At 70.8% G+C, this 11,305-nt stretch carries 9 protein-coding genes; 6 read left to right on the top strand and 3 right to left on the bottom strand.

What is annotated here, in order from left to right:
- Nucleotides 1-86: 86 nt before the first annotated feature.
- The 4 genes from ACQPWU_RS38015 to ACQPWU_RS38000 all read left to right on the top strand — a co-directional run bounded on the left by ACQPWU_RS38015 (nucleotide 87) and on the right by ACQPWU_RS38000 (nucleotide 2,975).
- Nucleotides 87-575 carry a DUF6328 family protein gene (locus ACQPWU_RS38015; RefSeq protein ID WP_433430327.1) on the top strand — a complete coding sequence of 163 codons (489 nt, stop codon included), beginning with the start codon at nucleotides 87-89 and terminating at the stop codon, nucleotides 573-575.
- An 85-nt stretch (nucleotides 576-660) separates the two neighbouring features.
- Nucleotides 661-897, top strand: a complete 237-nt coding sequence (locus tag ACQPWU_RS38010; protein WP_433430326.1) for a hypothetical protein — start codon at nucleotides 661-663, stop codon at nucleotides 895-897.
- Between the two features lie 228 nt (nucleotides 898-1,125).
- Nucleotides 1,126-1,620 carry a hypothetical protein gene (locus tag ACQPWU_RS38005; RefSeq protein ID WP_433430325.1) on the top strand — a complete coding sequence of 165 codons (495 nt, stop codon included), beginning with the start codon at nucleotides 1,126-1,128 and terminating at the stop codon, nucleotides 1,618-1,620.
- A gap of 5 nt (nucleotides 1,621-1,625) precedes the next feature.
- Nucleotides 1,626-2,975, top strand: coding sequence for an SRPBCC family protein (locus tag ACQPWU_RS38000; RefSeq protein WP_433430324.1), 1,350 nt, complete (start codon nucleotides 1,626-1,628; stop codon nucleotides 2,973-2,975).
- 19 nt (nucleotides 2,976-2,994) lie between these two features.
- On the opposite strand, the gene ACQPWU_RS37995 is transcribed toward ACQPWU_RS38000, so the two are convergent.
- Both ACQPWU_RS37995 and ACQPWU_RS37990 read right to left on the bottom strand, forming a co-directional pair.
- Complete coding sequence (locus ACQPWU_RS37995) at nucleotides 2,995-3,498, bottom strand: MarR family winged helix-turn-helix transcriptional regulator (protein ID WP_433430322.1); 504 nt, start codon at nucleotides 3,496-3,498, stop codon at nucleotides 2,995-2,997.
- A gap of 90 nt (nucleotides 3,499-3,588) precedes the next feature.
- Nucleotides 3,589-5,253 carry an FUSC family protein gene (locus ACQPWU_RS37990; RefSeq protein WP_433430320.1) on the bottom strand — a complete coding sequence of 555 codons (1,665 nt, stop codon included), beginning with the start codon at nucleotides 5,251-5,253 and terminating at the stop codon, nucleotides 3,589-3,591.
- A gap of 92 nt (nucleotides 5,254-5,345) precedes the next feature.
- Between ACQPWU_RS37990 and ACQPWU_RS37985 the strand changes: the two genes are divergently transcribed.
- Together ACQPWU_RS37985 and ACQPWU_RS37980 are read left to right on the top strand one after the other, a co-directional pair.
- The gene (locus tag ACQPWU_RS37985; protein WP_433430318.1) at nucleotides 5,346-8,837 is read left to right on the top strand and encodes a protein kinase domain-containing protein; all 3,492 of its coding nucleotides are present in this window, start codon (nucleotides 5,346-5,348) and stop codon (nucleotides 8,835-8,837) included.
- A gap of 199 nt (nucleotides 8,838-9,036) precedes the next feature.
- Nucleotides 9,037-9,783 carry an SAM-dependent methyltransferase gene (locus tag ACQPWU_RS37980; RefSeq protein ID WP_433430317.1) on the top strand — a complete coding sequence of 249 codons (747 nt, stop codon included), beginning with the start codon at nucleotides 9,037-9,039 and terminating at the stop codon, nucleotides 9,781-9,783.
- On the opposite strand, the gene ACQPWU_RS37975 is transcribed toward ACQPWU_RS37980, so the two are convergent.
- Nucleotides 9,770-11,215, bottom strand: a complete 1,446-nt coding sequence (locus ACQPWU_RS37975; RefSeq protein WP_433430316.1) for an MFS transporter — start codon at nucleotides 11,213-11,215, stop codon at nucleotides 9,770-9,772. The genes ACQPWU_RS37980 and ACQPWU_RS37975 overlap by 14 nt on opposite strands.
- Between the last annotated feature and the right edge of the window lie 90 nt (nucleotides 11,216-11,305).

The following is an 11,305-nucleotide window of genomic DNA, read 5'->3' as shown; positions in this document are numbered from 1 at the left end:
TCGGTCATGATCGGGCGGCGTAGCGCCCACGAGTAGTGGCGGCGTGGGCGGGTACCTCACGCTCGTGCGGAGGGAAGGGGTGCGCGATGACACTCCCAGACCCCGAAACCCACGAGAGCCACTGGGTCCGGGTCAACCGCGAGCTCGGCGAGCTCGTGCAGGAGCTCCGCGTGGCGGTGACCGGGGTGCAGGTCCTGTTCGGCTTCCTGCTCACCGTCCCCTTTCAGGCGGGGTACAGCAAGCTGGACGCCATCGGGCTGGCCCTCTATCTCGTGGCGTTGCTGGGGGCGGCCACCGCGTCCGTCTGTTTCATCGCCCCCGCGGTGCAGCACCGGCTGCTGTTCCGTACGAAGCTGAAGGAGAAGGTGCTGAAGCGAGGCAACCGGCTGGCGATCATCGGCTCGGCGTCGCTGGCCGTCGCGATCTCCGGCGCGGTCGCGCTGGTCATGGAGTTCGTCCTGCGCAACCCGCTGGTCTCCCTGGCCGGCGCCGGCGTGGCGGCGGCCGTGACGTGGCTGTGGTGGCTCCAGCCGCTCGCCGACCTGCGGAGCCGGCCCCGTGATCACGTTTCCTGAACCCTGAAGCTTTACCCGGTCGCGAGTTACCGGACCGGCTGGAGGGCAGTTCGGACGGCGAGTCGTCGATCGAAGGAGCGGCATCATGGTCGTCGAGCGCACTACCGCTCAGCAGCGGCCCCACGTCACGCTGCCCGTGCTCGGCACGGTCACCCTGCCGACGCCAGAGCATCTCGCCTTCTACACGGTTCTCGTCGCATTGGGGGTCCTGGAGATCGTGGAATGGCCCATCGTGGGCATCGTCGGGATCGGCCACCTCCTGGCCAGCCAGCGCCGCTTCCCCAGCCTGCAGGGGGCCGGGGAGGCCGCGGAGTCGGCCTGAGCCGCGGGGCAACGCCTCGGCACCCGGGCCCCCGCGGCCGGGAAGCGGATCAGCGTCACGACGAGGACCGCAAATCTCTGGTCTGGGCCGCCCAAAGTATGCCCAACTTTCCCTGTTATCTGGTTCTTTGTCCTGTTTGAGGGCAGCCCACGGGCGAGTGCCTCGGCCCCGGCAACAGGCTTTCTGTGCACCCCAAGACGATGGAGCTGGAGGGAAGGAGCACTGATCATGTCGGACAAGTCACGGATAGCCTTGGCCGTGCTCGCGGGTTACTACCTCGGACGGCGCCACAAGTTGCGCATGGCCGCGGCGTTGGCGCTGGCGGGGCTCGTCGGCCGCGCGCGCATGTCTGAGGGTGGTGGCCTGCTGTCGCAGGGGATCAAGACCCTCCGCTCCTCCGCCGAGGTCGGGCAGATCACCGACCGTCTCCGCGGGGACCTGATGGAGGTCGGCAAGGCGGCGGCGGTGGCGGCGACCAGCAGGCAGATCGACGCCCTGAGCAACAGGCTGCACGAACGCGCCGAGAGTCTGCGTACGCAGGGCACGGCGAAGGGACCCCGCCGGACCACGGGGGAGGCGGAAGAGGAAGGCCCGGAGGAGGACTACGAGGACCTGGATTACGAGGACGAGGGCGAGGACTACGAGGAAGAGCAAGAGCCCCCGCCCCAGAGAGCGCAGCGACGGACCCGCCCTGTGCGGCGGGCCGGCCAGTCGCGGAGGTGAGACGAGTGGCTGAGACGAGAGCCGGAAGGGCCGGGCAGACGGTTCGGGGAACCGGCCGGGCAGTGACGGGAACGGCCAGGAGGGCCGCGGGCACGGCCAAGAGCACCGGTCAAGGAGCGGCCGGCGCGGCCAGGAGCACCGGTCAAGGAGTGGCCGGTACGGCGAGGGACGCCGGTCAAGGAGCGGCCGGCGCGGCGACGGAGACGGTCAAGAAGGCCGGGGGCGCGATCGCCGAGAACCTGCCGACCGGCCGGCTCGTCCAGGAGGCGCAGAACCTGCTGCAGGCAGCGAGTGAGCGGCTGCTCTCGTCCGCGGAAGGAAAGATGGAGGACCTCACCGGACGGTTGACCGACTACGCGGAGAACGGTGGGAAGAGCCTCATCAGCGCGGTGACCGGCTCCGACAATCCCGGTGGCCTGCTGGGCGGCGCCCTCAAAGGCGGCCTCAAGGGTGGTTTCAAGGGCGGTCTCAAGGGCGGGCTCAAGGAGGGCCTGAAGGGGATCTGGCAGAAGATCACCGGCGGAAAGGGCGGTAAGGGCGGTCACCAAAAGATCACCAACATCGTCGAGACGATCGACGTCGGCGCCCCCCGCCGCCTGGTGTACGACCAGTGGACCCAGTTCCAGGACTTCCCGACCTTCATGAAGAAGGTGGAGACGGTCAATCAGGAAAGCGACGAACAGCTCTCCTGGAAGGCCCATATCTTCTGGTCCCACCGGACATGGAAGTCCCACATCATCGAGCAGATCCCGGACAAGCACATCATCTGGCGGTCCGAGGGCGCGAAGGGCTACGTCGACGGCGCCGTGACGTTCCACGCGGTCAGCGACGACCTCACTCATGTCCTGGTGGTGCTGGAGTACCACCCGCAGGGGATGTTCGAGCGCACCGGCAACCTGTGGCGTGCCCAGGGCCGGCGAGTCCGGCTGGAGCTCAAGCACTTCAGGCGGCACGTGATGGCGCACCTCCTGCTGAACCCCGACAGCGTTGGCGAGGGCTGGCGCGGAGAGATCCGCGACAGCCAGGTCGTCAAGGACCACGAGACGGCGATGGAGGAGGAGCGCGCCAAGCTGGCCGAGGAGGAAGAGAAGCCAGAAGAGGAGGAAAGGGAGCCGGAGAGGGCTGAGGAGGAAGAGCCCGAAGAGGAGGAGTACGAGGAGGAAAGGGAGCCCGAGAGGGCCGAGGAGGAAGAGCCCGAAGAGGAGGAGTACGAGGAAGAGGAGCCCGAAGAGGAAGAGTACGAGGAAGAGGAAGAGCCCGAAAGGGAGCCCGTCGGGGCACGCGGCGCCACCAGAGGCCAGACGCGCCAGGCACCCGCAGGGCAGCGCCCCGTCCGCCGCCGCGAAAGGGAGTAGGCGCGGCAGCGGTCCCGGCTCAGCCGAGCATGCCGCCCAGGCGGCCTTCCAGCATCAGCAGGAGCTCCGCCAGCAGGTCGGCGAGTTGTCGCTCGCGTTCGGGGGGCAGACCGGACAGCAGGGCCGTCTCGTACTCCAGTTGCTCGGGCATCAGCCGCATGATGAGGCTCCTGCCGCGCTCGGTGAGGGAGAGGTGAGCCACCCGCCGGTCCCGGTCGTCGATCCGCCGCGAGACCAGGCCGATCTCCTCCAGGCGCTTGATCCGTTTGGTCACCGCCGCGCCCGAGGCGAACGTCTCACGGGCCAGGCGGCTGGGGGTCAGCTCCCCGCCGACCCTGACGAGGGCGCACAGGAGGTCGAACTCCGCACGGCTCACACCGGCCCGGCCGAGCGGCGCGTCGGAGGCGTGCTGCAGGAGGGTGGCACACCGGTTGAGCCTGCCGATGACGGCGATAGGGTCGAGATCGGCATCGGGGAGGACCTGCCGCCACTGGCGCAGCACCTTCGCCACGGCATCCTCCACGGGCTCGACCCTTCCTGTCATCACGGGCGTCCGCCGACCGCCACGCGCTCCGTTCTTCCTGTTCGCCGGCTCTGATCGTACGGCGTCGGGTCAGGTCGCCGGCTCGGCGAGCCTGTGGTGTCCGGCGCGTTCGGCGGCGGCGATGCGTTCCTGCGGCAGCGCTGCGCTCCACCACTCGCCCGCCGCGAGGTCGGCGGCTTCGCGCAGCTCCACCAGGTCGGCCCGGAGCCGGTCGCGCGCGGCGCGCTTTTGCATGGCGGACGGCGGCTCAGCCACCGCCCGCTCCAGCCGGTCGAGGCCATCGCGCACCCGCTGGGCCGCCCGCCGATCGGGCAGCAGCACGCAGGCCAGCAGCCCGGCGACGGCCCCCACGCAAGTGTCGACCCAGCGGTCGGCCACGAGCACGGACACCGGCTGCACGCCCGCGAACTCGGTCATCGAAATGGCTATCGGGGTGACGAACACGCTGCCGAGCCAGTAGTTACGGGTGATGGCCGCCTCGGTGACGAACTGCATGGCGAGGACGGTCACGATGAGCGCGAGCGCCCCGAGCCGGGTCACGGGCGCCAGCAGGGTGAACAGGGCGACACCGAGCAGGTTGCCGACGACGCGCTGGAGCGCGCGGCTCCAGGACAGGGTGGTGCTGGCGGCGAACACCGCCGCAGCGGTCACGACGGCCCAGTACGGCCGGCCCACCCCGAGCGCCATCGACGCCCAGCCCGCCACCCCCGCGCCGGCGGACACCCTCATCACGACCCGCCATCCTCGGGCCATGTCCATGAGAAAGCGGCGAAACGCCGTGCCCTGCGCGGGGACGCCCTCCTCCGAGGCGACGCCGGCGAGCTCGGCCTGCTCGGCCGCGGCGGTACGCGGGTCGGCGGCTGACGGCTCGGGCAGGGGGCGTCCCCTGCGCAGCTCGTGGGCGTGGGACAGCAGGACGTCGGCGTCGGCCGCCAATGCGCGGGCAGGCGTCGTGGGGCTGTCCGCCGAGGCCCGCGCGGCGGCTGATTCCGCCCGGACCAGCAGCCTGCGGAGCCCCTGCCGCCGATCGGCGGCGGGGGAGTGCAGCAGCGTCTGCCATGCGGCGTTGACGGTGGCCGCGGCGGCGTTGCGTACCTGGTGCAGGTCGTCGTCTTGATCGTCGGCCCGCGCCCGCAGCAGGCGGGCGGCGGACTCCAGGGCTCGCGCCACCGCGATCCGCTCCGGGCCGTCGGGCCGGACCAGCCCGGGCGCCATCCCCACGGCCCACGCCACGGCCCCGCCCAGCAGCGCGATCCCCACGTGCGCTGGAACGTCGGAAAGCCGTTGCGGCACGAAGGCCGCGCTGGCGGTCATGAACGTGAGCACGACGTTGGCCGGTGGCCCGATCCGGGTCGCGTCGCACGCGGCCTTGTGCAGCCCGGCCAGGAGCGCCGCCACCGCCACCCGGATGGCGATCGAGTCGGTGAGCGCGGCCGCGACGAGCGCGACGCCCACGCTGGACACCATGCCGAGCACGGTCCACGCCAGGGCCTTGGCGCGCGCGGCGTACGGCAGGCCATGGCCGTACAGGGCGCACATCGCTCCGGTGGCGGCGTACAGGACCAGGTCCAGCCGCCCGATCGCGAGCAGCGCGAACAGCACCAAGGCGAGCGCGGCCACAGAGCTCAGCGCGGGCTTGTGCCAGATGTCGCCGAGCGGCCGCAGGCGCAGGGCGGATCGGACGGGCATGCGGACGCGCCGGAGGTGCTGGTCGAAGGGGATGGCACTTGTCATCCCGAAAAGCTTATCAGTTGTTTTACTTGTAAAATAATGGCTGACCCGCCGGCCGCGGCAACTTTGGCGGCGACGGCCGCATCTAATCGGCCGTGGAGGCGTTGATCGCGGGGGACCCGCAGCGGATCGGGGACTACTGGCTGGCCGGGCGGCTGGGCTCGGGAGGACAGGGGGTCGTGTACGACGCCTACGACCCCGAGGGCCGGCGGGTGGCGGTGAAGGTGCTGCACGCGGCGGGCGATCGGGGGCGCTTCGCCAAGGAGGCGGCCGCGGCGGGGCGGGTTGCCTCGTTCTGTACCGCCCGGCTGCTGGCGGCCGAGCTGGACGGCGGCAAGCCGTACCTGGTCTCGGAGTACGTCCCAGGTTCGAGCCTGCGCGAGGCCGTACGGGAAGGGCGGCGCTTCGCCGGGGACGACCTGTACCGGCTGGCGACGGCCGTGGCCACGGCGCTCACCGCGATCCACGAGGCGGGCGTGGTCCACCGCGACCTCAAGCCGGACAACGTGCTGCTCGGGCCGGACGGGCCGCGCGTGATCGACTTCGGCATCGCCAGGACGCTGGAGATGTCCCTGACCAGGACCGGCGAGCTGGCGGGAACCCCCAGCTACATGGCGCCCGAGGCGCTGACGGGGCAGCGCGTAGGCACGGCGGCCGACGTGTTCGCGTGGGGCGCGATCATGGTGTTCGCGGCCACCGGGCGCGACCCGTTCGGTGGCGAGAACCTGGGCGGCGTCATGCACCGGGTGCTGACACACCATCCGGACCTGAGCGCCCTGCCGCCCCGGCTGGCCACGCTGGTCGAAGCCGCGATGGAGAAGGACCCGCCGGCGCGGCCCGCCGCGCGCGACCTGCTGCTGGCGCTGGTCAGCGGCGACGGCTCCGACACGCGCGGGCTGCTGGCGGCCGGAAGCCGCAGCGCCGGTGGCATGCGGGTGCCCGACCGGGGCGATCCCGCGCTGGGCACGATCGCCGAGGACGCCTACGGCGCGCTCGGCCCGGAGGAGCGCGACCTGGCGGCCGAGGTGTTCCTGCGGCTGGTCGCGGTGAACGCCGACGGCCAGGAGACGCTGCGCCGTGCAGCCCCCGAGGAGCTGTTCGGCGGCCGCCCGGAACAGGAGGCGGCGGCGGTACGGCGCATCCTGGAGGCCTTCTCGTACGTGGTCGCCGTCAAGGACGACTCGGTCGCCCTGTCGCGCCCAGGTCTGCTGCGGGCCTGGCCGCGCCTGCGCATGTGGGTGAACGCCGACCGCGCCGGGCTGGCCGCGCTCAGTGAGATCAACACGGCGGCGCGGCACTGGGACGAGCACGGCCGGCGCGACGGCGACGTGCTGCAGGGCAGCCGTCTGGAGGAGGCGCTGAGCTGGGCGGCGACCGGCCGCAGGCACCTGACGCTGACCCCGTTCGAACGCGACTTCCTGCGCGCGGGCACCGAGCTGACCAAGAAGCGCGGCCGGCGCAGGAAACTGATCACCACGGCGCTGGCGGGGCTGCTGGTGGTGGCGCTGGCGGCGGGCGGGCTGGCCGTGTGGCAGCGCCAGCAGGCCACCGAGCGGCTCGACATCCTGACCGCCAAGCAGGTCGCGGCCGAGGCCGACCGCCTGCGCACGGCGGATCCGAGCCTCGCCATGCTGCTCAGCGTGGCCGCTTACCGGGTGTCGCCGCAGCCGGAGGCCCGCTCCAGCCTGATGGGCTCGCTCCAGCAGCGGGAGACGGCCGTGTTCCGCGACCCGCCGGTCAAGGGCGTGGGCCGGCGGGTGCTGAGCCGCGACGGGCGCACACTGGTCAGCGTCAGCGAGGGCGGTGTCAACGTGTACGACGTGCGCACCCACAGACGGACGATGAGCTGGCCCAAGATGACCTTGAAGGGGAACTCCATACAGAGCCCTTCGCTGAGCCGGAGCGGACGCCTGCTCGCCCAGACCACCTCGGACGAGCTCGGCGTATGGGACCTGAAGACCGGTAAGACGCTCGTGAGAATGCCTCTGCCGGGTACCGGGGACGGCGGCTTCAGCGTCGTGTTCGGCGAGCACGAGACGACGCTCGCGGTCACCCTGTCCGACGAGGTCCCCTACCTCGTCGACGTGACCACCGGCAAGCGGTTCGGCCGGCCTGTATATGAGAACCGGACGTGGTCGGAGACCCCTGCGCCGCTCGTGGACCCGACCGGCAGGCACCTCCTGCTACCCGGCCACCGCTTCGACCAGCTGGCTCTGCCCGGCTGGACCGCCGAACGGCCCTTCCCCGCCTGCGTCAAGCACCACGTGCTGGCCGCCTACAGCCAGGACGGCAAGACCCTGGCCTGCGTCGACGTCGCCGGCGACATCGTGCTCATAGACGCCGTCACCGGGCACGAGCGCAAGCTGGCAGAAACGCTGAACTGCGAAATCTGCAAGGAGTTCGCAAAACTCCGGTTCAGCACCGATGGCCGTTACATCGCCGGCTTCTACGGCCGCGACCTGGAGGTCTTGCGGATCAGCGACCAGAGGGAAATCCTGAGCTACCGCGCCGAGGGTGATCTCGCCGACGTCCGCTTCGACCCCGACGGCAGAACATTGCGCTATCTCGTTGACGACGCCGTCATCAGCGTGGACCTCGAGCCCCGCGCCCCGGTCGTCTCCCTGCCCGACCCTCCGGAGCTCAGCCGCGACGGCCGCTGGGCGGTGGCCAGGAAGGACAGCTCCGCCCTCGGCGTGTTCGACCTCCGGAGGCACAAGGAGGTGCGCCGCATACCCCTCGAAGAGGAAGACGACCTCAGCGAGACCTTCGACGACTCCGGCACCAAGCTCGCCACCGTGGGCAACGACACGGTCGCGCTATGGGACCTCGGGACTGGGAAGAAGCTATGGTCACGGCGGGCGAGCCAGGGCTACTACACCCCTCTCGTCGCCAACTTCAGCCTCGATGGGCGCCGGCTCGCCATGACTCTCTACTACGGGCAGAACGCGGGGCTCAAAGAGCTGGTGCTGGACACCGCCGACGGCCATGTGGTGGCCCTGTACAAGACCCGGCTGAGCGACGGACCCTTCATCCCGGGACGGCAGGTGTTCGCCTCGCTCGAGGGCAGGCTCGTCGACATGATGACCGGCAAGCCCGTCGGCGCCGGGTTCGGCGACACCAACGCGCTGGCCATCAGCCGCAACGGGCTCATGGCCGTCCATGAGTCCGCCAGCCACAGGGTCCGCCTGTGGGACGTCAAGGATCCGGCTCTTCCGACCGCTCTGCCTCCGGCGCTGCCCCGCGCTGCCGGCAACATCGCCGCCATGGAATTCTCGCCGGACGGAAAGACGCTCGCCACGGTCACCGACCAGGGCGTACTCGAGTTCTGGGACGTCCAGGCAAGGCGCAGGCTCGGCACCTCGTACGCCGCGGGGGATTTCGACCCTTCGTCGATGGCCTTCAGCGCCGACGGGAGCGTCCTGTACGTCGGCATGCAGGAAGGCATGAAGGGTGGCAGCGTGCGCGAGGTGCCCGTCGCCGACGCGCTGGTGGCCGGGAAGGTGTGCGCGCGGGCCGGGCGCACGCTCACGCCCGCCGAGTGGAGCCAGTACCTCGGGGACGTGCCCTTCCAGAAGGTGTGCGCATGACGCGGGTTGCTCGCGTCGTGGGAAAGCGTGCGCCCGGGCATCACAGGTCAGCGGGAAAACTCACTTGCCGCACATCTGGGCCGGGGTTAGGGTCGCCGATCATATCTCGTGACGGAGGAGTTGCTTCAGATGCGTGTCGATGGCATTCGTTACCGGTCCATCCCTGTAAACCAGTCATCACGCGTAAGGACTCCTTCCCTTGGATCTGCCACGTAGTTTCACCATCCGGGAGAGCAGCCACCGGATTCTCAACCCGTTCACCCCGGAAAAGCTCGCCACTCTGGGCGCCGCGATCAAGCTGCGCAAAGGCGCTTCCGTGCTCGATCTGTGCTGCGGCAAGGGCGAGATGCTGGCCACCTGGGCCCGCGACCACGGCGTCGCCGGCACCGGAGTGGACGTCAGCACGGTCTTCCTGGCCGCCGCGCGCGAGCGCGCCGCCGAGCTCGGTGTCGCCGACCAGGTGACGTTCGTGCACGGTGACGCCGCCGTCCATGTGGCGGCCGAGCGTGTCGATGTGGCGGCGTGCGTCGGGGCGACCTGGATCGGCCAAGGCGTGGCCGGGACGGTCGCGCTGCTGGAGCGCAGTCTGCGGCCGGGCGGCGTGATGCTGATCGGCGAGCCGTTCTGGCGTGCCGAGCCGCCCAGCCAGGAGGCCGTCGAAGGCTGCCATGCCCGGTCTCGTGAGGACTACGAGACGCTGCCCGGGCTCATCGGGCTCTTCGACGGTCTCGGCTATGACGTCGTCGAGATGGTGCTGGCCGATGAGGACAGCTGGGACCGTTACCGGGCCGCCCAGTGGCTGAACATCCGCACCTGGCTGGATGCCAACCCCGGCGACGAGCTCGCCCCGGAAATGCGGGCCGAGCTGTCGGCCGACCCGTTGCGCTACACCAGGTTCGAGCGGTCGTTGCTCGGCTGGGGCGTGTTCGCGCTCATGAAGCGCTGACGCTCCCGTTCTGGCCCCGGCCCCGGTTCGCGTCAACCGGGGCCGGGGCGCCGGCCGCCGGGCGTGCGCGGTGGAGGCAGGTGAGTACGTTCAGGGCGGCGACGGCCGTCATGCAGCCCAGCGCCCACCGGTAGCCGATGACCAGGTCGGCGATGGCGGTGGGCGCGGCCTGGGAGAGGGTTCCGGCGAAGACGGAGTCGTGCAGGGCGGCGGGCAGCGGGACGGTGATGACCGACAGGACCATGGCGGTGCCCACCACCCCGCCGGTGTTCTGGAGCATCAGGCGCATGGCGTTGACGATGCCCAGCCGGTTGGAGGGGACGCCGTCGAGCAGGACGGTGGTGTTGGAGGGCAGGAACAGGCCCGAGCCCAGGCCGATGAGCACCAGGAAAGCGGCCATCGGCGCGTAGGGGACGGTCGCGGAGATCGTGCAGAGCAGCCCGGCCAGGCCGGTGAGGGTCAGCGAGGTGCCGATCACGGCGACGGCTCGCGGGCTGAGCCACCGCTGCAGGAACCCCGAGGTCACGGACGCGGCCATCGCCGCCACGGACAGCGGGAGCACCTTCAGCGCCGCCGGCACCGGTGCCTCGCCGCGTACGGCCTGGAAGAACAGCGACACCAGGAACAGCACCGAGATGCGGGCCGCCGCGTTCAGGAACGACGCCGTGGTGCCGAGGGCGAACGGGGGGTCGCGGAACAGGCGGATGTCGACCACCGGATGGCGCGTCCTGCCCTCGCGCAGGATGAACAGGGGGAGCGCCAGCACGAAGGCGGCCACGCCGCCGGCGACCAGCGGGTGGCCCCAGCCGAGCCGGGTCACCTCCGACAGCGCCAGCAGCAGCCCGCCGAGACCGGCCAGGACGAGCACGTTGCCGGGCAGGTCGAGGCCGCGTTCACCGCCGGCGGGCCGGGCCCGCGGCAGCACGAGCGCCCCCCACACCAGGCAGAGCAGACCGATCGGCACGTTGTACCAGAACACCCAGCGCCAGCCGAGGTGCTCGGTGAAGAAGCCGCCGACCGTGGGGCCGACGAGCTGGGCGATGGAGAACGAGGCGGTGTAGACGCCCATGCCCTCGCCCAGCCTGTCGCGGGGGAAGGCGTCGGTGACCAGCGCGGCGCTGTTGGTGAGCAGCATGGCGGTGCCCCCGGCCTGCAGGACGCGCAGCGCGACGATGAGCCACGCGTCCGGCGCGAGACCGGCCAGCAGGCTGGCGAGGGTGTAGGTGGCCAGGCCGGTGAGGTACATCGTCCGTCGGCCGAACATGTCGGCGAGCCGGCCGAACACCACCATGAGCACGGTCGTGGTCAGCTGGAAGGCGATGAGGATCCAGCTCGCGGCGTCGGCGCCGGCGTGGGTCTGCCGAACGACCTGGGGGAGCGCGACGTTGAGCGCGCTGCCGCCGAGGGCGGTGAGCACGCTGGCCAGGCTCACCACCGACAGGATGCGCCAGGGACGCCGCCGGTCTTGACAGTGGGGTCCGTTAGATTCGAAGCTAATTCCAGAACTTGATTCTAACACTGT

This window comes from Nonomuraea sp. CA-141351 (genome assembly GCF_050944675.1).
In the GTDB taxonomy this organism is placed as follows: Bacteria; Actinomycetota; Actinomycetes; order Streptosporangiales; family Streptosporangiaceae; genus Nonomuraea.
Note: the sequence above shows the minus strand (reverse complement) of the source record. Positions and strands in the feature narration are given on the sequence as shown.

Excerpts from the sequence above, each read along its gene's own strand:
- ACQPWU_RS38015 (WP_433430327.1), top strand. The coding sequence starts at position 87 with ATGACACTCCCAGACCCCGAAACCCACGAGAGCCACTGGGTCCGGGTC.
- ACQPWU_RS38010 (WP_433430326.1), top strand. The coding sequence starts at position 661 with ATGGTCGTCGAGCGCACTACCGCTCAGCAGCGGCCCCACGTCACGCTG.
- ACQPWU_RS38005 (WP_433430325.1), top strand. The coding sequence starts at position 1,126 with ATGTCGGACAAGTCACGGATAGCCTTGGCCGTGCTCGCGGGTTACTAC.
- ACQPWU_RS37990 (WP_433430320.1), bottom strand. The coding sequence starts at position 5,253 with ATGACAAGTGCCATCCCCTTCGACCAGCACCTCCGGCGCGTCCGCATG.